This window comes from Micromonospora sp. C28SCA-DRY-2, assembly GCF_030519475.1.
Taxonomy (GTDB): domain Bacteria; phylum Actinomycetota; class Actinomycetes; order Mycobacteriales; family Micromonosporaceae; genus Micromonospora.
The window spans coordinates 799733-819700 of the sequence record NZ_JAUMKD010000003.1 but is presented as its reverse complement, the minus strand read 5'-3'; the positions used below and the strand labels follow the sequence as shown (position 1 = coordinate 819700).

Below are 19968 nucleotides of genomic sequence, written 5' to 3'. Positions count from 1 at the left end.
GAGGACCGGCCCCCTTCCGCTGGCGCGGAAGGGGGCCGGTCCGGGTGACGGCACCCGATCGATCAGCCGAAGCAGTTCTCGATCTTGTCGAAGCTGCCCTTGCAGTTGGTCGGGTCGTTGCCCTTGATCGCGGACTTGTCGTCCACGTTCACCTTGCCGCCGATGCTGAACACGCCGCCCGGCTCGAAGGTGGACCGGTTGTGCGACACCTTGGTGTCGTACAGGTCGACCTTGCCCAGGACGTTGAAGATCCCGCCGCCGGCGATGCCCGCGAAGTTGCCGGAGATCTCGCTGTCCCGGAAGGTCACCGCGGAGGCGAAGACGAACACCCCGCCGCCGAAGAGCCCGGCCTTGTTGTCCTTGATCTCGCTCTTCTCGACGTTGGCGATGGCGCGGAAGGCCAGGGCCATGCCGCCGCCGACACCGAACGTGTTGTTGTTGCTGATCTTGACTTCCTTCAGGTCGAGGTTGCTGTCCCCGGCCGCCGCGACGCCGCCACCGGCGAGCACCGCGAGGTTCTCGGAGATCTTCGACTTCTTGACGGTGGTGTCGCCCTCGATGTCGAGCAGGCCGCCGCCGAAGCCGAGCACCTCGTTGCTGCTGATGTCGGTCTTCTCGACCCAGACCGTGCCACCGGAGATGTCGTCCCGGAAGATGAAGGCCGCGCCGTTGGCGATACCGCCACCGCCGATGACGGCGGCGTTGTCCTTCACGTTGGACTCCGAGACCTTCAGCACGCCGGCGTTGAAGATGCCGCCGCCGTAGAAGAACGCGGTGTTGTCCGAGACCGAGGTGTGGTGGAGGCTGGTCTTGCCGAAGTTGGCGATACCGCCGCCGACCCCACCGGCCTGGTTGCGCTCGATGTGGGTCTTCTCGAACTCGGCGCTGCCGCCCTCCTGCACCAGGACGCCGGCACCGTCGTGGACGTTGCCGTCCTTGAGGACCGCCACCTCGGCCTTGCCGGCCTGCGCGGCCTTCAGTGCCGCGCCCTTCGGGTTGGCCTGGAGCAGCGGCAGGTACGGCTGGTTGGCCTGGGCGGCCTTGCCGGCCTCGACCGAGTTCGAGTACCGGGACCAGACCGCCTCGGGCGTGTCACCCAGGCGCTCGTTGTCGATGGTCTTGCCGCCCTTGATCGTCAGGTCCTTGACCTTCAGGTGACCACCCCGGCCGACGTTGAGGATCCGGAAGTGGTCGGCCGTGGCGTCCCGCTCGATCTTGGTGTCGTGACCCTTGAGCGTGATGTGCTCCTTGATCACGGGCAGACCGTTGCCGTACTTGTCGGAGCGGGTCAGCTTGTAGGTGCAGTCCTTCGCGAGCTCCAGTACGCCGCCGTGGTTGTTGTTGGCGTAGATGATCGCCTGGATCAGCTTGTCGGAGTCGCAGGGCACCTCCTTCCCGCGGTCCTTGTCCTTGTCCTTGTGGTCGCGGTCCTTGTCGGACCGGTCCCACTCCTTGTCCTTGTCCTTGTGGTCGCGGTTCTCCTCGGCGGCACCCCGGTCGCTGTCCTTGCTGACCTGGGCGGTGGACCACTTCAGGGCGTCCGCGCCCACTGCGCCGGCACCGGTGGCGATGCCGACCGCGGCGATGCTGACTACGCCGGTGAGCCCGGCGACGCCGCTGGCGAGCCAGAGCCTGCGGCGCCCCTTGGACGCCGCGCCCTGCCCCGAGGCGCTGTTCTTAGCTGGGTAGTTGGACATCGGAGCTCTCTGCCCTCTCTTCGTACCAGACAGGGTCGCCACGCCTCAGGCGAGCGTCCCCTGCTACAAATCGGTTGTAGCTCCCAGAAGCACCGTATGAGAATCTTCCTCGCCTCGTGGCCATATCCGAAATAAGCCCGCATTTAGCGCGGCTCGCCCTAGTCCGGGCTGGACGGCGTGCTGGGGCACCATCGGCCCACAGGGCGACCGGGGAGGCGGTTAGCGCCCCGAGCCGCCCCAGATCGCCCCGATCGGCGCGCAACGGCCGGCGGGGGACGAGGGCGTACGGCGAGGGCTCCTCCGCACCGCCGTGGTGGCGCGGAGGAGCCCCCTTCTCTATGTGGTGTCGCACTCGGGTGGATCAGCCGAAGCAGTTGTCCGGGATGACCGGGCTGCCCTGGCAGTTGGTGGGCCGGTTGTCCTTGACCGCCGACTTGTCGTCGATATCCACGCGGTCGTTGTTGGTCCAGATGCCGCCCGGCGGTTGGGTGGCCACGTTGTGGGTCACCTTGGTCCGGATCAGCGTGGTCCTGCCGAAATCGTTGACGATGCCACCGCCCACCGAGAACAGGCCGACCGCACGGTTCGCCACCACCTCGGTGTCGCGCAGGGTGGTGCTGCCCAGGTCGTCGGTGTAGACGCCCCCGCCGCCGAACCCTTCGGCGACGTTCTCCTTGATCACGCTCTGCTCGATCACCGCGTGGGCATGCCGGCCGACGCCGACGCCACCACCTTCACCCGCGGTGTGGTTGTTGGCCACCAGGACGTGCTCCAGGCTCAGCTTCGTGTCGCGGAAGGCGATCACGCCGCCGACGTCCCTGGTGCCGGTGTTGTCGGTGATGCGGCTCTGGGTGATCGTCGTGTCGCCGCCGTTGTCGAAGACGCCGCCACCGAGGCCGGCGGTCCGGTTGTGGCTGATGGTGCCCTTCCACACCCAGACGGTGCCGCCCGTGGCCGGGAAGCCGTTCGGCGCGGTGCCGTTGGCGATCCCGCCGCCACCCTCGCCGGCCGTGTTGTTGTCGACCTTCGACTCCTCGACCCGCAGCACGCCGGCGTTGAAGAGGCCGCCGCCGAACAGCCCGGCGGTGTTGTGCTCGACCGAACTCTTGCGGATGTTCGTGGTGCCGTAGTTGGCGATGCCGCCGCCGTTCCCACCGGCCTGGTTCTGCACGAACACACTGTGCTCGATGTCGGCCTGGCCGCCGCGCTGCACCAGGAGGCCCGCCCCGTCCGCGGCGTCGAGTGGCGGCTGGGTGGGGGCGAGGTCGGGCGCGGGTGTCGGGGTGCGGTCGGGCGACGCCAGCGCCGGCCCGCCGCCGGGTCCAGGGCTCGGTGTGACGGACACCTGGGGTGCGGCCGTGACCGCCGGCCGGGGCGCGACCATGGCCGGCCGGGCGGCCGGCGCCGGTGCGACCTGCGTCGAGCCGCCGAACTCCGCCGCCGACATCGGCTGCGGCACCATCTTCCGGGCCTCGGTCTGCCCGCCCTTGATCGTCACGTCCTTCAGCGTCAGATGACCGCCCCGGCCCACGTTCAGAATCCGGAACCGGTCGACCGCCGCCGCCCGGACGATCTTCGTGTCGTGGCCCCTGAGGACGATCTTCTCCTTGATCACCGGCAGGCCGTTGCCGCGCTCGCTGCGGGTCAGCTCGTACGTGCAGCCCTTGGCGAGTTCCAGCACGCCGCCGTGGTTCTCGTTGGCGTGGACGATCGCCTGGATCAGCTTGTCGGTGTGGCACGGCACGTCCTTCGCCTTGCCCTTGTCGTCCCGGCGGTCCTCCTGGCCGCTCCAGTTGGCACCGGACCAGTCGTCCTCGCCCTTGCCGGTCTCGCGCTTGCCGGCCTCGCTCTCACCCTTCCCGTCACCGGCGCCGTCGGCCTTGCCGGCGTCGCTGACGTTCTGCCGCGCGTCGGAGCGCGCGTCCGGCCGGTCGGAGCCGCCGGAGGAGTCGTCACGGGCGGCGATGCCACCCAGGGCGGCCAGACCGACGATGCCGGTCAGCCCGGCCACGCCGGCGGCGACCCAGAGTTTCCGCCGCCCCCGGTTCGGCGGGCCGGTGAGGGCCGTGCCGTCAGGAGTCGTCTCATCAGTGGACATCAGAGCCTTCCGCCCTTTCCGCTACCAGACGGGGTCGTACCAGTCGAAGACCCGCGACCAGCCACAAATCGCCTGCGGCCTCTGTTCGCCACCGTATGAGAGGTTTCCTCGTGATGAGGACGTATCCGAAAAAAGCCCGCATTCGACGCAGGCGGGCGTGGTCGCCACCAGGCGGCTCGGTGTGGGAGGAAGGGAGTTGGGCAGCACAAACGCGTGCCAGCGCCGGGCGAAGAGACCGCGCCGCGACAGCGAACAGCCCGGCCGGGACGACGTCCCGGCCGGGCTGCGGCGTGTTTCGGGTGGACTCAGCCCGGCAGGCGCGGACCCGCCTCGCGCTGCTCGGCCAGCCAGGTCTCCACCTCGTCGGCCGTCCGGGGCAGCCCGGCGGAGAGGTTGACCGCGCCGGTGGCGGTGACCAGGACGTCGTCCTCGATCCGTACGCCGATGCCGCGCAGCTCCTCGGGGACCAGGTCGTCCTCGGGCTGGAAATAGAGCCCCGGCTCGACGGTGAGCACGTAGCCCTCGCCCAGCGTGCCGTCCCGGTACATCTCCTTGCGGGCGTTGGCGCAGTCGTGCACGTCGATGCCGAGCATGTGCCCGAAGCCGTGCAGCGTCCAGCGCCGGTAGACCGTCGACTTCTCGTCCATCGCCTCGTCCACGCTCACCGGCAGCAGGCCCAGGTCGGCCAGGCCCTCGGCGAGCACCCGCATGCAGGTCAGGTGCACGTCGCGGAACTTCACGCCCGGCTTGATGAACTCGATGCCGGCCTGCTGCGAGGCGTGCACGATGTCGTAGACCTGCCGCTGCAACGCGGTGAACCGGCCGTTGACCGGCAGCACCCGGGTCACGTCGGCGGTGTAGAGGTGGCGGTTCTCCACGCCCATGTCCATCAGCAGCAGCTCACCCGGCCGGGTGGCGCCGTTGTTGTGCACCCAGTGCAGGATCGTGGCGTGCTCGCCGGCGCCGACGATCGAGTTGTAGCCGACCTCGTTGCCGTCGTGCCGGGCCCGCAGCGCGAAGACCCCCTCCAGCAGCCGCTCGGAGACGCTCCGGTCCGCCGGCAGCACCCGGGCCACGTCCTCGAAGCCCCGCACGGTGGCGTCGATGGCGTCCTGGAGCTGCGCGATCTCCCACTCGTCCTTGACCAGCTTCAGCTCCGAGATGGCGATCGCCAGCTCCCGGTCGCGGGCCGGCTGGCCCTCGGCGCGCGGCCCGTCGTACGGGCGCACGGCCGCGTCCACCCGGGCGTCGAACCCGCGCAGCACCCGGGTACGCCCCGGCGCCAGGTCGGCCAGCGCGGCCTCCAGCTCGGTCAGGTCGGCCGTCGGCAGGCCGAGCTCGGTCGACTTCTCGGCCAGGGTGTGCCGCCGGCCGACCCACAGCTCGCCGTGCCGGCTGCGGAAGAACTCGTCGGTCTGCCGGGACGACCGGGGCCGCATGTACAGCGTCGCGTCGTGCCCCGAGCCGTTCGGCCGCAGCACGAGCACGCTGTCCGGGTCGTGGTCGCCGGTCAGGTAGGCGAAGTCGCTGCCCGGCCGGAACGGGTGGTCGGTGTCGTTGGCGCGTACCTTCTCACCGCCGGTGGGGATGACCAGCGTCTCGCCCGGGAAGGCCGCGGAGAGCGCGGCCCGGCGCTTGGCGTAGTTCGGCACCTCCGGCCGCGGGCCGACCGGCAGCGTGGTGTCCCGCCAGCCCTGCCGCATGAACGACAGGAACGCCTCCGGAAAGTCCGGGTCGTGCGATTCGGTGCCGTCCGTCGGCTTACCACCGGTGCGTTCCTCGGTCATGCTCGCTCCCTCCTCGTTACTGGCCCCGACGGTACCGCGCGACCGGCGCCGGAGGGAGCCGGTGGTGGCCCGGCGGAGCGCCCTCCCCGGTGCCGGCGGCCCGCTCGGACCGGTACGGGGTCTGATCCGGGCGGCCCGTTACCCGCCGGCCCCGGGCACACCGCCGGAGCGCCGGTGCCGGACACTGTCCCCGCCCGGTGCCGGACGCCGTCGCCGCCCGGGCCCGGACGAGAGCCAACGGTGCCGCGACGTCCGCTCCGGTCGCGTGAAAAGATGACCCCCATGTGCGGACTCCTGGCCTTCTTCAGCGCGCGCGGTGACGCCGCGGCCCACCGCGACAACATCGCCGGAGCGTTGGAATGCCTGCACCACCGCGGGCCGGACGAGACCGGTGTCGAGGTGGTCGGCGACGCCTCCGGTCGCTACGCGGACGGTGTGTTCGCCCACAAGCGGCTGGCGATCATCGACGTGGCGCTCAGCCACGAGCCGCTGCCCTACGCCGGCGGGCGCTACCTGCTGACCTTCAACGGCGAGATCTACAACTACATCGAGCTGCGCGAGGAACTGATCCGCGACTACGGCGCCCAGTTCGCCACCAACGGCGACGGCGAGGTGATCGTCGCCGGCTACCACTACTGGGGCGAGCAGGTGCTCACCCGGCTGCGCGGCATGTTCGCCTTCGTCATCTGGGACCGGCAGGAGCGGCGCGCGTTCGGCGCCCGCGACTACTTCGGCATCAAGCCGCTGCACTACCTGGAGACCGCGGACGGGCTCTACCTCGCCTCGGAGAAGAAGGCGCTGCTGCCCTTCGCGCACTCCAACTACTCCGGCGACGCCGGCATCGACACGGCCAACCTCAGCCACTACCTGACGCTGCAGTACGTCCCAGAGCCGGGCACCCTGCACAAGGGGATCAACCGGATCGGCTCCGGGGAGTACCTGACCTGGAGCCCGGGCGGCCGGATCGACGTGCGCCGGTGGTACCGGCCGGTGTTCCGGCCGGCGCCGGTCGACGACGAGCAGAAGCTCTACCACGAGATCCGGGAGACGCTGCGGGAGAGCGTCCGGATGCACATGCGCTCGGACGTGCCGGTCGGTTCGTTTCTGTCCAGCGGCATCGACTCCACCGCCGTGGTCGCGCTGGCCCGCGAGTTCAACCCGAACATCCTCACCTTCACCGTCGGCTACGACGTGCCCGGCTACTCCGAGATCGACGTGGCCCAGGACTCGGCCCGCCACCTCGACGTGACCACGATCCCCACCAAGATCGGGCCGCAGGACATGATCGAGGCGCTGCCGAAGATCGTCTGGCACCTGGACGACCCGGTTGCCGACCCGGCGCTGGTGCCGCTCTACTTCGTGGCGAAGAAGGCCGCCGAGCACGTCACGGTGGTGCTCTCCGGTGAGGGCGCCGACGAGTTCTTCGGCGGCTACACCATCTACCGCGAGCCGCTCTCGCTGAGCACCGTCAACGGCCTGCCCGGCGGCGTGCAGAAGGGGCTGCGGGCGGTCTCCAAGGCCATCCCGCAGGGGGTGAAGGGCAAGAGCTTCCTGGAGCGCGGCACCACCCCGATCGAGCAGCGCTACTACGGCAACGCCCGGATGTTCACCGAGGAGGAGAAGCAGCACCTGCTGCGCCGCTACGACCCCTCGGTGCGCTACACCGACGTGACCGCGCCGATCTACGCCGAGTGCACCGAGCTGGACGACGTCACCAAGATGCAGTACGTCGACCTCTACACCTGGCTGCGCGGCGACATCCTGGTCAAGGCCGACCGGATCTCGATGGCCCACTCGCTGGAGGTCCGGGTGCCCTTCCTGGACCGTGAGGTGTTCGACGTGGCGGCGAAGATTCCGGTGGACCTCAAGCTGCCGCCCCGCTCCGACGCGACCAAGTACGCGATGCGCCAGGCCCTCCAGGGCGTGGTGCCGCCGGCCATCGTCAACCGCAAGAAGCTCGGCTTCCCGACCCCGACCCGGGTCTGGCTGCGCGGCGAGATGTACGAGTGGGCCCGGCACGTGCTGGCCACCTCCGGCGCCGGCGACCTGCTCGACCTGTCGTACGCGCTGCGGCTGCTGGAGGAGCACAAGCGGGAGGAGGCCGACCACTCCCGCAAGGTGTGGACAGTGCTGATCTTCTGCGTCTGGCACGCCATCTTCGTCGCCAAGACCCTGGACCCGGGCATCCAGCGCAACCAGTCCGCCCTGCTCACCAAGCCCGTCGTCGGGTCCATGGTCCGCTGACCCCGAGCGGGCCGCCCGCACCTGGATCAAGAGGTTTGCGTCGCCGGAACGTTCCCGGACGACGCAAACCTCTTGATCATTTCGGGGTGGGGGAGCGGGTCAGCGGCCGGTGCAGGTGACCGTGGGCAGGGTGTTGGTGCCGGTGCTGTTGGCCAGGAAGCCGAAGGTCGTGGTGCCCTCGGGGGCGAGCGTGCCGTTCCAGGAGAGGTTGCTCGCTGTCACCGACGTACCGGACGTGGCCTGTGCGGCGTTCCAGATCTGACTGATCGACTGGCCGCTGGGCCAGGTCCAGGTGGCCGTCCATCCGGACCAGGTCGCGTTGGTGTGGTTCATGATCGTGATCTCGCCCTGGAAACCGCCCTGCCAGGAGTTGACCACCCGGTAGACCGCCATGCAGTCACCGCTGTGCGGCGGCGGCGTGGTCGGGCTCGGCGGGGGAGTGGTCGGGTTCGGCGGCGGGGTGGTCGGGTCCGGCGGCAGGGTGCCGCCCGGGCCGACGCCGGTGACCTCACCGTTGCCGCCGTCGAAGGTGACGTCCGAGCAGCCGAAGAAGTTCTCCTGGCTGTCCGAGCGGACCCAGCGCGAGTAGATGATGTGCCGGCCGCTCTTGCCGGTCGGCAGGTTGCCGCTGAAGTAGTAGTGCCCGTCGTTGGTGCCGACCGCGCCGCGCTGCGGCGGGTTGGTCACCGTCAGGAACGGCTGCTCCTCCAGGTCGCTCCAGGCCAGCGGCCGGGTCGGGCTCCAGCTGTCCTTGGTCACGTAGAAGTAGAAGGTGCCCGGGTGGTGGGCCCAGTTGCTGTACCGGAACTCCATCCGCGCGCCGGCGGTCAGGTGGGTCAGCGGCCAGTCCGTACGGGCCAGGTCGTAGCCGCGGAAACCGGTGTTGCCGCCGCTGCACAGCTGCCCGTCGGGGATGAAGCCGACCGTCCGGCCGCCCGCGTCGGAGCGGAGCACGCTGAACCAGTTGTAGAGCGAGTTGGCGCCGCTCTGCGCGACCGCGGCGGAGCAGGCCGGGTTGTTCGGCCGGATCTCACCGGTGGCGGTGAGGCCGTCCTTCCAGCACAGGAACGTCCGGCTGCCCGGGGTCATCGCGGCGCCGTGCGCGGCGGCCGGTTCGGGGCCGCTGACCAGCGCGACGGCCCCCACGAGGAGGGTCGCGGCCGCGGTGAGCAACGCGGCCGTTCGGGAACGGTGGGACACGGGTTCTCCTGACTCGCGGGGCGTGCCGCCCGAGCCACCCCGCTGGAAGCGCGTGGGGTTGGCGGCCCCACGGCGACGAGCGGATACGACGATCGCGGCGACGGCCCCGGTGGGCGCGCGCCGCCGACGGCCCGCCCCTGCGGGCCGGTGCCCTCGCGGAAGAACCCGGCAGCCGGCGGGGCGCAGCCCACGCACCGCCCGGCATGCGTCATCCCACCACGCTCCGGAGCGGGACGCAATAGCCGTGTCTCGATGTGCCAGTCGACGGCTGGCGGCCACCCGTGCGGACGGCCGCCGAGAGCGGGGCTCGGCGGCCACCCGGGCGCGGGGACGTGGTCGCCCGGTCAGACCGCCGCGGCGGGGCCGTACCGCTCGGCCAGGTGTTCCCGCCCGGCCGGCGGCTCGTAGGGCTCCGGCCAGAACTCGGTGATGCCGGTGATCCGGCCGGCGTCGTCCAGGTCGAAGAAGCTCACCGCGGGCTGGTCGGCCCCGTCGACAGTGCAGGTGATCCACGTGGCCGCCCGCTGACCGGCGCCGGTCACCCGGGTCACCGTGACGTGCCAGTCGCCCGGGTATTCCTGGTTGAACCGGAGGAAGGCCGCCCGGCCACGGATCCGCTCCCGGGTCTGCGGCAGGTGGTAGACCACCTCGTCGGCGAGCAGCGTCGCCACCCGTGGCCAGTCCCGCGCCTCGCACGCCTCCCAGTACGCCAATACCGTGTCTTCTGCGGTCGTCATGCCGCGCACTGTGCCAGCCTGGTGCGACAAGATCTCCCCAGGAGCGTCGACGGACGGGCCGGTTTTCCGGCGGGCGGCGCGACCGGTGACGACGGAGGGACAGTGATGGGGTACGCGGTGGTGCTCGGCGAGGCACTGGTAGACCTGCTCGACGCCGAGTGCGACGGGGAACCGGTCTACCGGCAGGCGATCGGCGGCGGCCCGCTGAACGTCGCGGTCGGGGTGGCCCGGCTCGGCGGCGACGTGCAGTTCGTCGGGTCGCTCGGCGACGACGTGCTGGCCGGCCGGATCCGCGCCTTCCTCGCCGACGCCGGGGTGGGCCTGGCCGGCGCGGTCACCGTGCCCACGCCGACCGCGCTGGCGGTGGCCACCTTCGCCGGGCCCGAACCGGACTTCCGCTTCTACGGCGAACCGCCCTCGTACGGGCTGCTCACCGCCGGCGACCTGGACGCCGACCTGGTCGCCGGGGCCGGTGTGCTCTACTGCGGCTCGATAGTGCTGCTCCAACCGTCGGTGCTGGCCGCCGCGCGGCGGGCCTGGTCGCTCGCCACCGGGCTGCGCGTCTTCGACCCCAACGTGCGGCCCCGGCTGCTGGACGGCCCGGCCGCGCTGGCCGGGCTGCGCGAGGTGGTGGCCGAGTTCGCCGCGGGCGCCCACCTGGTCAAGCTCAGCACCGCCGACGCCGCGCTGCTCTATCCCGGCGAGCCGGTCGAGGGGGTGGCGGCGTACCTGCGGGAGCTCGGCGCGGCGACCGCCGTGGTCACGCTCGGCGCGGCCGGCGCGGTGGTCGCCGCCGCCGGCGCCGATCCGGTACGCGTGCCCGCGCCCAAGGTACGCGCGGTGGACGCCACCGGCGCCGGCGACTCGGTGATGGCGGCGCTCGTCGCCGACCTGCTGGCCGACGGGGAGCCGGTCGAGCCGGCCGGCTGGCACGAGCGGGTGGCGTTCGCGCTGCGGGTGGCCGGGTTGGTCTGCGAGTCGCCCGGCGGCGCCACCGCGATGCCGACCCGGGCCGAGGTGATCCGCCGCTTCGCCGGTTGACCGGCCCGGTGGCGGGTCAGCCGGTGCCGTCGAGTTCGGCGTAGCCGCGGCGGGCGGCGGCCAGCGCCGGGCGGGCCCCGAAGGGTGCCTCGGCGGCCACCCGCTCGGGCGGCGCGCCGCCGGTGTGCCCGGCCCGGATCAGCCAGGCCAGCTCGACCAGCTGGGCGTGCTGGGCGCGGACGAACTCGGCGTCGACCGGTTCGCCGTGCCCGGGGACCACCACTGTCGACGGGGTGGTCAGCCGGAGCAGCTCGGCCACCGCGTCCGGCCACTGCAACGGGTAGGACTCCTCGAACGCCGGCGGGCCGCTCTGCTCGACCAGGTCGCCGGCGACCAGCACGTCCGCGTCGGGCACGTGCACCAGCAGGTCGGCAGCGGTGTGCGCGCGACCGGGGTGGCGCAGCACCACCTCCCGCCCGCCGACGTCGAGGGTGGCCTCGGTGTGCACGGTGTGCGTGGGCGCGAGCAGTACGGTGTCGGCCAGCTCCCCGGCCAGCGCCGGGTACTCGTCGCGGATCTCCTCGTACGCCTCCCGGCGCAGCCGGTCCGGGCGCTCGCGCAGCTCCTCGGCGGCCAGCGGGTGTGCGTACACCGGGCGGGGCGGGTCGGCCGCGAGCGTGGCGTTGCCGAAGCAGTGGTCGAAGTGGTGGTGGGTGTTCACCACCGTCCACGGGTGCGGGGTGACCGCCCGCGCGGCGGCGGCCAGCTCGGCGGCCTGCCCGGCGGTGGAGAGCGTGTCGACCAGCAGGGCGGCGCCGTCGCCGACGACCAGCGTGACGTTGACCCGCAGCAGCGGCTCGCGGTAGACGTGCACCCCGTCGGCGACCTCGACGAACCGGCCGGTCATGACGCCCGGGACGCGCGTTCCACGAAGCGCTGCCGGTCGACCAGCACCCGCTCCACCCGACCCTCGGCCACCGGCTCGCCGCCGTCGGTGACGCTGACCTCGAACAGCAGCCGGCGACCGTCGACCTTGGCCAGTCGCGCCTCGGCCACCACCGTACGGCCGACCGGCGTGGCGGCCAGGTGCTCCAGCTCGACCCGGACCCCGACGGTGGTCGACCCGGGCTGGATCCGGGTCGCCGTGGCGGCGACCGTGGCCGCCTCGGCCAGCGCGAGCACCCGGGGCGTGCCGAGCACCGGCACGTCGCCGGAGCCGACCGCCTGGGCGGTGTCGGCGTCGGTGACTGTCAACTCCACCCGGCCGGTCAGCCCCGGCGTGACGGCGTGCTCCGGCTGTTCCCGCATGGACAAAGCCTAGACGAGCGGGCGTTGCCGCGTCCGTCTCCCGGGCCGCCGGGCGGCTACGCGGCGACCACGCAGAACTGGTTGCCGTCCGGGTCGGCCAGCACGGTCCAGCCGTCGAACGCCCGGACCTCGCTGGCGCCGAGCCCGCGGATCCGGGCCACCTCGGCGGCCGGGTCGGCGGTGAAGAGGTCCAGGTGCAGCCGGTTCTTGCCGGTCGCCGGCTCGGGGACCAGCTGGACCCACAGGCCGACGCCGGCCTTGGCCGGATCCTCCAGGTAGTTGCCGCTCTCGTCCGAGGAGGCGAGCTGGTAGCCGGTCACCGCCTGCCAGAACGCGGTGGCGCGGGGCAGGTCGTTGGTGTCGATGCCGACGTTGCCGATGCGGATGCTCATGATCGGATCCCTTCCTCTAACCGACGTGAGCCGTACGCTAGTTAGGTAACCGGCTACGGTCAATAGCCGGTTAGGATGTCCCCATGGCACCCGACGCCGTCCCCGCCGCCCCGCCGGACGGCGACGCGGCGCCCGCCCCGCTCGACCGGATCGAGGCGTTCGTCAACACCCGGAACGAGGGCCGCGACGACCTCGACACACCGGCCCGGCTCGTCGACTGGCTGCACGCCCGCGGCCTGGTGCCCGCCGGCAGCACGGCCACCGCGGCGCAGCTCGACCGGGCCCGCGCGGTCCGGGAGGGGATCCGCGCGCTGATCGCCGAGAACAACACCGAACCGGTGCCCAGCCCCCGGGCGGACGGCCTGGACCCGGCCGCCCGGAGCGGACTGGCCGAGCTGACCCGCGACCTGCCGCTGGTGCTCGACGTCACGGTCGACCCGCCCCGGCTGGTGCCCGCCGCCCGGGCGCCCGTCGACGCCGCGCTGGCCGGGCTGCTCGCCGTGGTCGCCGAGGCGGTGGCGCTGGGCACCTGGAGCCGGCTCAAGGCGTGCCGGGAACCGAGCTGCCGGTGGGCCTACTACGACCACTCCCGCAACCGCCGGCGTACCTGGTGCTCGATGGAGATCTGCGGCAACCGGGCCAAGGCGCGCGCCGCCCACCAGCGCCGCACCGGTTCGCGACGCTGACCCGCCCGGGGCGGTCCGCGTCGGTCGATGCCGGACCCGCCGTTAACCTTGACCGCGATGGCCGTCGTGACTGACCCCCAGCCCCCCGCCCCGACCGACCCGCCCGCGTCGTCCGACGGCGGGCGCCGCCGCGTGGTCGCGATGACCGTGTGGGGGGTGGCCTTCGTCGCCGGCTGGCTCGCCATCGGGCTGCCCACCGACCCGGCGTACGCTTTCCTGTGGATCTGGGCCGCGACCATCGCCTGGAACTCCACCCGGCCGTGGCGCAGCCACCTGCGCTTCGCCCGGGACTGGGTGCCGGTGGTGCTGCTGCTCGCGGTCTACAACCTCTCCCGCGGGTTCGCCGACAACGGCGCCACCCCGCACGCGTACGAGTTGATCGTCGCCGACCGGTTCATGTTCGGCTGGGCCACCGGCGGTGAGGTGCCCACCGTGTGGCTCCAGGAGCACCTCTACCGGCCGGCGGTGCAGTGGTGGGACGTGCTGGCCAGCTGGGTCTACTTCTCGCACTTCGTGGTGGCGCTGGCCGCCGCCGCGGTGCTCTGGCTGCGCGACCGGGGGCGCTGGGCGGCGTTCATGCGGCGCTGGGGCTTCCTCTGCGCCACCGGCCTGGTCACCTACTTCCTCTACCCGGCCGCCCCACCCTGGTGGGCGGCGCAGAACGGCCTGCTGGAGGAGGTGGCCCGGATCTCCACCCGGGGCTGGAAGGCGTTCGGCATGCACGGCGCCGGCAACCTGCTCAACGCCGGCCAGATCGCCTCGAACCCGGTCGCCGCGATGCCGTCGCTGCACACCGCTTTCGCACTCTTCGTGGTGCTGTTCTTCATCCGGCAGACCCGGCGGCGCTGGTGGCCGCTGCTGCTGGCCTACCCGCTGGCGATGACCTTCACCCTGGTCTACTGCGGCGAGCACTACGTCATCGACGTGCTGGTCGGCTGGGCGTACGTGGGGATGACCTTCCTGGTGGTCGGCCTCGCCGAGCGCTGGTGGGCGGCCCGCCGGGCCCGCCGCCCCGCGCCGGAGCCGGACGCCGGCCCGAGCGACCCGCCGGCCGCCGCCGAGCCACCGGCGGTACCCGCGGCCCGCTGACCCCGGCCCGACCCCGCGCGGGGATGGTCCGGCCACCCGCCCTCGTGCGGTGACCGCCGGCCCCCTGGGCCCGGGGCGGTCAGCCGGCGCGGCGGGCGGCGTGCGCCCGGGCCGTCAGTTCCGCCGCCAGCGCCCACGCCTCGGTCAGGTCGCGGTCCCGGGCGGCCGCGCCCGCGCCGCCGGCGGTGTCGGCGTGCACGGTGGCCAGCCGCAACCGCCGCTGGAGCGGGCCCTGCACCACCCGCACGCTCTGGATCCGGGCGTACGGCACGATCGCCACCTGCCGGGTGAGCAGCCCGGAGCGGACCGCGAAGACCCGGTCGTGCAGGCCGGCGCCGAGCACGCCCCGGCTGAGCGGGTTGAGCCAGCGGGCCCGGGCCGGCGGCGGGCTCAGCGGCAGGGCGCCGATCCGCACCCCGGGCAGCACCTCGGCGACGATCGCCTCGCCGGTCGGCAGGTCACCGACCGGGAGCAGCCGGTCCGGCCGGTTGCGCTCGTCGGCCTCCCCGGCGGAGTAGCCGGCCACCTCCAGCCGCAGCCGGAGCCAGCCCTTGACCCGCCACAGCAGCGGCCAGGTCACCCCCACCGTCTGCACCCGGTGCAGCGGCACCGTCTGAGCGCGGGTCTCCAGCAGGCCGTTGCGCACCCGCAGCGTGCCCTCGTCCCGGGCCAGCCGGAAGTTCCAGTCGTCGAGCACCCGGCGGACCGGTTGCAGCAGCACGCCGGCCATCGCGGTGAGCGTGCTGGCCACCGCGATGAACGACCAGGACCCCTCGGAGAGGAACTGCACCGCCACGAAGGCCAGCCCGAACGGCAGGAAGAACGCCTGCGGGGTGAGCAACTGGCTGACCAGCAGATCCTCGTTGCGGACCGCGTGCAGCGGCCGGCCGGGCGGGACGGCGGCGTCCTCCGGGGCCACCGCCGCCGGGGCCGGCGCGCCCGGTGCCGCCGGGGCCGGCCCCGCCGCCCCGGGGGCGACCCGGCCGGCGAGGGCCAGCAGCCGCTGGCGCAGCGCGGCGGCGTCGGCCACGCTCAGGTACGCCAGCGGGGCCTCGGTCTTGCCCCCGCCGACCACCTCCAGCCGTAGCTCGGCCAGGCCGGTGAGCTGGGCGAGCAGCGGGCGGACCACCTCGACGGCCTGGAGCCGCTCCAGCGGGATCGCCCGGGTGCGCCGCCAGAGCAGCCCCTCGTACACCCGCAGCTCGCGGCCGACCACGTGGTAGCCGGTGTTGTACCAGCTCACCACCGACAGCACGGTGGCGCCCAGGGCGATCACCACCACCATCGCGGCGAACCAGCCGAAGCCCACCCGGGACAGCGTCGACCAGGACAGGCCGGCGATCACCACCACCAGCGACTTGGCGCCGTGCAGCGCCGGGCTCAGCGGGTGCAGCCGTTGCCGCGGCTCCACCGCGCCCGGCGGCGGCAGCCCGCCCGGCGGCGAAAAGGCGCCGGGCGGTGGGGCCGCGCCGGGTGGGAACGCGCCGGGTGGGAACGCGCCGGGCGGCGGGACGTCCGCCGGCGGGGTGGCGGGTCGGGTGCCGGGCATCGCCGGCCCGGGTGCGACCGGTTCGGCGCCGTGCCGCGGCTGGTCCGGGCCGGGCTGCGCCGGGCCGCTGCCGACCGGGTCGCTCACAGGCCCTCCGCCCGGTCCTCGCCGAGCGCGGTGAGCCGGTCGCGCAGTCGCGACGCCTCGGCCGGGCGCAGCCCCGGCACCCGGGCGTCACTCGCCGCCGCCGCGGTGTGCAGCTGCACGGTGGCCAGGTCGAACGCCCGCTCCAGCGGGCCGGCGCTGACGTCGACGAACTGCATCCGCGAGTACGGCACGATCGACAGCCGCCGGACCAGCAGCCCGTGCCGGACCAGCAGGTCGTCCTCCCGCTCGGCGTAACCCCAGGCCCGGACCGCCCGGACGACGGCCACCACGCGCAACGCGGTGAGCAGCAGCACCGCGCCGAGCGCCGCGCCGAACAGCCAGTGCCCGCTGAGCGCCCAGCCGATGCCCAGCCCGAGCAGGACCACCCCGACGACCGCGGCCAACCGGAGCAGCTCCACCCAGATCAGGTCCGTCGAGATGGGCTGCCAGCGGACGGTGGCCGGCCACGGTTCCAGGGGGCCGGGCGGCGGACCGGGCGGTGCGCCCGGGCCGGCCGGCGCTCCGGCGGGATCGGCGGGCACGCGGCCCTCGGGCTCGGCACCGCTCACCGTGGACATCCGTCGTGCGCGCTCACACGTCGAGCGTAGGCGATCCGGACACCGGTACGACCTCTCGCAGGAAGCCCCGGGCGTCCAGAAAATCACCGAGGGTGGCGCGGTGCTCGGCGCAGGCCAGCCAGGTCTTGCGCCGCTCGGCGTCGTGCAGCCGGGGATTGCGCCACCGCAGCGCCCACCGCGCCGGGGCCCGGCAGCCGCGCGCCGAGCAGATCAGCGCCGAGTCGGCGACCCCGTCGGGCGGGGAGGGGGTGCTCATCCCGGCCAGTCTAGGCGGGACGGAAGAGTGAGCGCCGGGCGGCCACGGGGGGAGCCGCCCGGCGACGGGGTGAATCGTACACGCGCCGGGCCGGTCCCGGTAAGTCCGTGATCCGCGATTCGGTAGCCCGGGGACGGCGCGGCGAAAATCGCCTTCTCCCCACCTCGGCTCTCAGCCGGGCATGCGAGTCTTGATACGCACCACCCCGCGACGACCGACCATGCTGTGGAGGACCGGTGGCCCAGCCGACCACGCCCGACGTACCGACCCCGAACGGGGCCGGCCCGGAGACCAGCGCGCCGGCGACCACGCCGGCCGAGGACGCGACCCTGCTCGAGCGGGCGCTGTTCGAGATCAAACGGGTGATCGTCGGGCAGGACCGGATGGTGGAGCGGATGTTCGTGGCGCTGCTCGCCCGCGGTCACTGCCTGCTGGAGGGGGTGCCCGGCGTGGCCAAGACGCTCGCCGTGGAGACCCTGGCCAAGGTGGTCGGCGGCTCCTTCGCCCGGGTGCAGTTCACCCCCGACCTGGTGCCGGCCGACATCATGGGCACCCGCATCTACCGGCAGTCGAGCGAGAAGTTCGACGTCGAGCTGGGGCCGGTCTTCGTGAACTTCCTGCTCGCCGACGAGATCAACCGGGCGCCGGCCAAGGTGCAGTCGGCGCTGCTGGAGGTGATGAGCGAGCGGCAGGTCTCCATCGGCGGCGAGACGCACCGGGTGCCCGACCCGTTCCTGGTGATGGCCACGCAGAACCCGATCGAGCAGGAGGGCGTCTACCCGCTGCCCGAGGCGCAGCGGGACCGCTTCCTCATGAAGATCGTGGTCGGCTACCCGACCGACGCGGAGGAGCGGGAGATCGTCTACCGGATGGGCGTCGCCCCGCCGGAGCCGACCCCGGTGTTCAGCACCCCGGATCTGCTCGCCCTGCAACGCAAGGCCGACCAGGTCTTCGTGCACAACGCCCTGGTCGACTACGCGGTCCGGTTGGTGCTGGCCACCCGGAGCCCGGCCGAGCACGGCATGCCGGACGTGGCCCAGCTCATCCAGTACGGCGCCAGCCCGCGCGCGTCGCTCGGCCTGGTCCGGGCCACCCGGGCGCTGGCCCTGCTGCGCGGCCGGGACTACGCGCTGCCGCAGGACGTGCAGGACATCGCGCCGGACATCCTGCGCCACCGGCTGGTGCTCAGCTACGACGCGCTCGCCGACGACGTGCCGGCCGACCACGTGGTGCACCGGGTGATGTCCACCATCCCGCTGCCCTCGGTCGCACCCCGGCAGCAGGCCACGCCGACGCCGGCCGCCGCCCCGCCGGGTGCCGGCTGGCCCGGGCAGCGGCCGTGACCTCACCCACCCGTCGACCCCTCGGCGCCCCCGCCGACCGCAGCGAGGCCGTGCTGTCCCGGCTCCAACTGCTGGTCACCCGCAAGCTCGACGGCCTGCTCCAGGGCGACTACGCCGGCCTGCTGCCCGGGCCCGGCAGCGAGGCGGGGGAGTCCCGCGAGTACCGCCCCGGCGACGACGTACGCCGGATGGACTGGCCGGTCACCGCGCGCACGACCACGCCGCACGTGCGGCGTACGGTGGCCGACCGGGAGCTGGAGACGTGGCTCGCGGTGGACCTGTCGGCGAGCCTGGACTTCGGCACCGGGCAGTGGCTCAAGCGCGACGTGGTGGTGGCCGCCGCGGCGGCGATCGCCCACCTCACCGTGCGCGGCGGCAACCGGATCGGCGCGGTGATCGGCAGCGGCGGCGGGGCACCGCCCACCCCGGCCGGCCGGTGGCGGGCGGCCCGGCCGGTCGCCGGTCCCGGGGTGTACACCCGGCTGCCCGCCCGGTCCGGGCGCAAGGAGGCGCAGGGCCTGCTGCGGGCGATCGCCGGCACCGAGATCCGCCCCGGGCGCGGCGACCTGGGCCGGCTGGTCGACATGCTGAACCGGCCGCCCCGGCGGCGCGGCGTCGCGGTGGTGGTCTCCGACTTCCTCGCCCCGCCGGCGCAGTGGGTCCGGCCGCTGCGCAAGCTGCGGGTCCGGCACGACGTGCTGGCCGTCGAGGTGGTCGACCCGCGCGAGCTGGAGCTGCCCGACGTCGGCGTGCTGCCGGTGGTCGACCCGGAGACCGGTGAGCTGCACGAGGTGCAGACCGCCGATCCGGCGCTGCGGCACCGCTACGCGGCCGCCGCGGCCGCCCAGCGCGCGGAGATCTCCGCCGCGCTGCGCTCCGCCGGCGCCGCCCACCTGCGACTGCGTACCGACCGAGACTGGCTGCTGGACATGGTGCGCTTCGTGGCCGCGCAGCGGCACGCCCGCACCCGGGGGACGACACGATGATCCGTTTTCTGCAACCGTGGTGGCTGCTGGCCGTGCTGCCGGTGCTCGCCCTGGCCGCGTTCTACGTCTGGCGGCAGCTGCACCGCCGGGCGTACGCCGTCCGGTTCACCAACGTCGACCTGTTGCGCACCCTCGCCCCGAAGGGGCTGGGCTGGCGGCGGCACGTGCCGGCGACCGCGTTCCTGCTCTGCCTGCTGGTGCTGGCCACCGCGCTGGCCCGGCCGGCGGTGGACACCAAGCAGCCGCTGGAGCGGGCGACCGTCATGCTCGCCATCGACGTGTCGCTGTCCATGCAGGCCGACGACGTGGCGCCGAACCGGCTGGAGGCGGCCCAGGAGGCGGCCAAGCAGTTCGTCGGCGAGCTGCCCGAGACCTACAACCTCGGGCTGGTCTCGTTCGCCAAGGCGGCGAACGTGCTGGTGCCGCCGACCAAGGACCGGGAGGCGGTGACCAGCGCGATCGACGGGCTGGTGCTGGCCGAGGCGACCGCGACCGGGGAGGCGGTCTTCACCTGCCTGGAGGCGATCCGCTCGGTGCCCGCCGACGGCGCCGCCGGGATCCCGCCGGCGCGGATCGTGCTGCTCTCCGACGGGTTCCGCACCTCGGGCCGGTCGGTGGAGGAGGCGGCGGCCGCGGCCCAGGCGGCCAACGTGCCGGTCTCCACCATCGCCTTCGGCACCGACGCCGGCCAGGTGGACATCGGCGGCCAGCTCCAGCGGGTGCCGGTGGACCGGCTGGCCCTGGCCGAGCTGGCGGAGACCACCGAGGGCTACTTCTACGAGGCGGCCTCGGTGAGCGAACTCAAGCAGGTCTACCAGGACATGGGCAGCTCGATCGGGTTCCGTACCCAGCCCCGGGAGATCACCCAGTGGTATGCCGGAGTGGCCCTGCTGCTCGCCCTCTGCGCGGGGGCGCTGAGCCTGCTCTGGTCCTCCCGGATGCTCTGACGG

18 protein-coding genes are annotated in these 19968 nt (G+C 73.2%); 7 read left to right on the top strand and 11 right to left on the bottom strand.

Annotation, left to right across the window (positions count from 1 at the left end):
• Nucleotides 1-62: 62 nt before the first annotated feature.
• The 3 genes from Q3W71_RS17320 to Q3W71_RS17310 all read right to left on the bottom strand — a co-directional run bounded on the left by Q3W71_RS17320 (nucleotide 63) and on the right by Q3W71_RS17310 (nucleotide 5582).
• Nucleotides 63-1697: a right-handed parallel beta-helix repeat-containing protein gene (locus tag Q3W71_RS17320; RefSeq protein ID WP_302920365.1), complete on the bottom strand. Its 1635-nt coding sequence runs from the start codon at nucleotides 1695-1697 to the stop codon at nucleotides 63-65.
• 361 nt (nucleotides 1698-2058) lie between these two features.
• Nucleotides 2059-3795 carry a right-handed parallel beta-helix repeat-containing protein gene (locus Q3W71_RS17315; protein WP_302920364.1) on the bottom strand — a complete coding sequence of 579 codons (1737 nt, stop codon included), beginning with the start codon at nucleotides 3793-3795 and terminating at the stop codon, nucleotides 2059-2061.
• 305 nt (nucleotides 3796-4100) lie between these two features.
• The gene (locus Q3W71_RS17310) at nucleotides 4101-5582 is read right to left on the bottom strand and encodes an aminopeptidase P family protein (RefSeq protein ID WP_302920363.1); all 1482 of its coding nucleotides are present in this window, start codon (nucleotides 5580-5582) and stop codon (nucleotides 4101-4103) included.
• Between the two features lie 282 nt (nucleotides 5583-5864).
• Between Q3W71_RS17310 and asnB the strand changes: the two genes are divergently transcribed.
• Nucleotides 5865-7826 carry an asparagine synthase (glutamine-hydrolyzing) gene (gene asnB / locus Q3W71_RS17305; RefSeq protein ID WP_302920362.1) on the top strand — a complete coding sequence of 654 codons (1962 nt, stop codon included), beginning with the start codon at nucleotides 5865-5867 and terminating at the stop codon, nucleotides 7824-7826.
• A gap of 99 nt (nucleotides 7827-7925) precedes the next feature.
• Here the strand turns inward: asnB and Q3W71_RS17300 are convergent, their stop codons facing one another.
• The gene (locus Q3W71_RS17300; protein WP_302920361.1) at nucleotides 7926-9026 is read right to left on the bottom strand and encodes a lytic polysaccharide monooxygenase; all 1101 of its coding nucleotides are present in this window, start codon (nucleotides 9024-9026) and stop codon (nucleotides 7926-7928) included.
• Nucleotides 9027-9370: 344 nt separating this feature from the next.
• Complete coding sequence (locus Q3W71_RS17295) at nucleotides 9371-9763, bottom strand: nuclear transport factor 2 family protein (protein ID WP_302920360.1); 393 nt, start codon at nucleotides 9761-9763, stop codon at nucleotides 9371-9373.
• A gap of 105 nt (nucleotides 9764-9868) precedes the next feature.
• Here Q3W71_RS17295 and Q3W71_RS17290 point away from each other — a divergent pair, with 105 nt between their 5' ends.
• On the top strand, nucleotides 9869-10804 hold the full coding sequence (locus Q3W71_RS17290; RefSeq protein ID WP_302920439.1) for a PfkB family carbohydrate kinase: 936 nt from the start codon (nucleotides 9869-9871) through the stop codon (nucleotides 10802-10804).
• A gap of 16 nt (nucleotides 10805-10820) precedes the next feature.
• Here the strand turns inward: Q3W71_RS17290 and Q3W71_RS17285 are convergent, their stop codons facing one another.
• Genes Q3W71_RS17285 through Q3W71_RS17275 form a run of 3 tightly spaced genes read right to left on the bottom strand, consistent with a single transcriptional unit; the run spans nucleotide 10821 to nucleotide 12444 of the window.
• Nucleotides 10821-11651: an MBL fold metallo-hydrolase gene (locus tag Q3W71_RS17285; RefSeq protein WP_302920359.1), complete on the bottom strand. Its 831-nt coding sequence runs from the start codon at nucleotides 11649-11651 to the stop codon at nucleotides 10821-10823.
• Nucleotides 11648-12052 carry a thioesterase family protein gene (locus Q3W71_RS17280; protein WP_302920358.1) on the bottom strand — a complete coding sequence of 135 codons (405 nt, stop codon included), beginning with the start codon at nucleotides 12050-12052 and terminating at the stop codon, nucleotides 11648-11650. Before Q3W71_RS17280 ends, Q3W71_RS17285 begins: the two co-directional genes overlap by 4 nt.
• Nucleotides 12053-12108: 56 nt before the next feature.
• A complete protein-coding gene (locus tag Q3W71_RS17275; RefSeq protein ID WP_302920357.1) occupies nucleotides 12109-12444 on the bottom strand; it encodes a VOC family protein in 336 nt (111 codons plus the stop codon).
• An 83-nt stretch (nucleotides 12445-12527) separates the two neighbouring features.
• On the opposite strand from Q3W71_RS17275, the gene Q3W71_RS17270 reads away from it, so the two are divergent.
• Both Q3W71_RS17270 and Q3W71_RS17265 read left to right on the top strand, forming a co-directional pair.
• Nucleotides 12528-13130, top strand: coding sequence for a CGNR zinc finger domain-containing protein (locus Q3W71_RS17270; protein ID WP_302920356.1), 603 nt, complete (start codon nucleotides 12528-12530; stop codon nucleotides 13128-13130).
• 57 nt (nucleotides 13131-13187) lie between these two features.
• Entirely contained in the window at nucleotides 13188-14219 is a 1032-nt protein-coding gene (locus tag Q3W71_RS17265; protein WP_302920355.1) for a phosphatase PAP2 family protein, read from the top strand.
• 79 nt (nucleotides 14220-14298) lie between these two features.
• Here the strand turns inward: Q3W71_RS17265 and Q3W71_RS17260 are convergent, their stop codons facing one another.
• The 3 genes from Q3W71_RS17260 to Q3W71_RS17250 form a co-directional block, all read right to left on the bottom strand.
• Nucleotides 14299-15768: a PH domain-containing protein gene (locus tag Q3W71_RS17260; protein WP_302920438.1), complete on the bottom strand. Its 1470-nt coding sequence runs from the start codon at nucleotides 15766-15768 to the stop codon at nucleotides 14299-14301.
• Between the two features lie 83 nt (nucleotides 15769-15851).
• Nucleotides 15852-16424, bottom strand: a complete 573-nt coding sequence (locus Q3W71_RS17255) for a PH domain-containing protein (protein WP_302920354.1) — start codon at nucleotides 16422-16424, stop codon at nucleotides 15852-15854.
• A 22-nt stretch (nucleotides 16425-16446) separates the two neighbouring features.
• Entirely contained in the window at nucleotides 16447-16689 is a 243-nt protein-coding gene (locus Q3W71_RS17250) for a hypothetical protein (protein ID WP_302920353.1), read from the bottom strand.
• 236 nt (nucleotides 16690-16925) lie between these two features.
• On the opposite strand from Q3W71_RS17250, the gene Q3W71_RS17245 reads away from it, so the two are divergent.
• The 3 genes from Q3W71_RS17245 to Q3W71_RS17235 are packed head-to-tail and all read left to right on the top strand — an operon-like array spanning nucleotide 16926 to nucleotide 19965.
• A complete protein-coding gene (locus Q3W71_RS17245; RefSeq protein WP_302920352.1) occupies nucleotides 16926-18032 on the top strand; it encodes a MoxR family ATPase in 1107 nt (368 codons plus the stop codon).
• Complete coding sequence (locus Q3W71_RS17240) at nucleotides 18011-19018, top strand: DUF58 domain-containing protein (protein WP_302920437.1); 1008 nt, start codon at nucleotides 18011-18013, stop codon at nucleotides 19016-19018. The genes Q3W71_RS17245 and Q3W71_RS17240 overlap by 22 nt, the downstream gene beginning before the upstream one ends.
• Nucleotides 19015-19965, top strand: coding sequence for a VWA domain-containing protein (locus Q3W71_RS17235; RefSeq protein WP_088992960.1), 951 nt, complete (start codon nucleotides 19015-19017; stop codon nucleotides 19963-19965). Before Q3W71_RS17240 ends, Q3W71_RS17235 begins: the two co-directional genes overlap by 4 nt.
• Nucleotides 19966-19968 lie beyond the last annotated feature (3 nt).

Coding starts and splice junctions, on each gene's coding strand:
- Q3W71_RS17235 (WP_088992960.1), top strand. CDS start 19,015: ATGATCCGTTTTCTGCAACCGTGGTGGCTGCTGGCCGTGCTGCCGGTG.
- Q3W71_RS17265 (WP_302920355.1), top strand. CDS start 13,188: ATGGCCGTCGTGACTGACCCCCAGCCCCCCGCCCCGACCGACCCGCCC.
- Q3W71_RS17320 (WP_302920365.1), bottom strand. CDS start 1,697: ATGTCCAACTACCCAGCTAAGAACAGCGCCTCGGGGCAGGGCGCGGCG.
- asnB (WP_302920362.1), top strand. CDS start 5,865: ATGTGCGGACTCCTGGCCTTCTTCAGCGCGCGCGGTGACGCCGCGGCC.
- Q3W71_RS17290 (WP_302920439.1), top strand. CDS start 9,869: ATGGGGTACGCGGTGGTGCTCGGCGAGGCACTGGTAGACCTGCTCGAC.
- Q3W71_RS17280 (WP_302920358.1), bottom strand. CDS start 12,052: ATGCGGGAACAGCCGGAGCACGCCGTCACGCCGGGGCTGACCGGCCGG.
- Q3W71_RS17270 (WP_302920356.1), top strand. CDS start 12,528: ATGGCACCCGACGCCGTCCCCGCCGCCCCGCCGGACGGCGACGCGGCG.
- Q3W71_RS17275 (WP_302920357.1), bottom strand. CDS start 12,444: ATGAGCATCCGCATCGGCAACGTCGGCATCGACACCAACGACCTGCCC.
- Q3W71_RS17260 (WP_302920438.1), bottom strand. CDS start 15,768: ATGCCCGGCACCCGACCCGCCACCCCGCCGGCGGACGTCCCGCCGCCC.
- Q3W71_RS17310 (WP_302920363.1), bottom strand. CDS start 5,582: ATGACCGAGGAACGCACCGGTGGTAAGCCGACGGACGGCACCGAATCG.
- Q3W71_RS17250 (WP_302920353.1), bottom strand. CDS start 16,689: ATGAGCACCCCCTCCCCGCCCGACGGGGTCGCCGACTCGGCGCTGATC.
- Q3W71_RS17285 (WP_302920359.1), bottom strand. CDS start 11,651: ATGACCGGCCGGTTCGTCGAGGTCGCCGACGGGGTGCACGTCTACCGC.
- Q3W71_RS17315 (WP_302920364.1), bottom strand. CDS start 3,795: ATGTCCACTGATGAGACGACTCCTGACGGCACGGCCCTCACCGGCCCG.
- Q3W71_RS17295 (WP_302920360.1), bottom strand. CDS start 9,763: ATGACGACCGCAGAAGACACGGTATTGGCGTACTGGGAGGCGTGCGAG.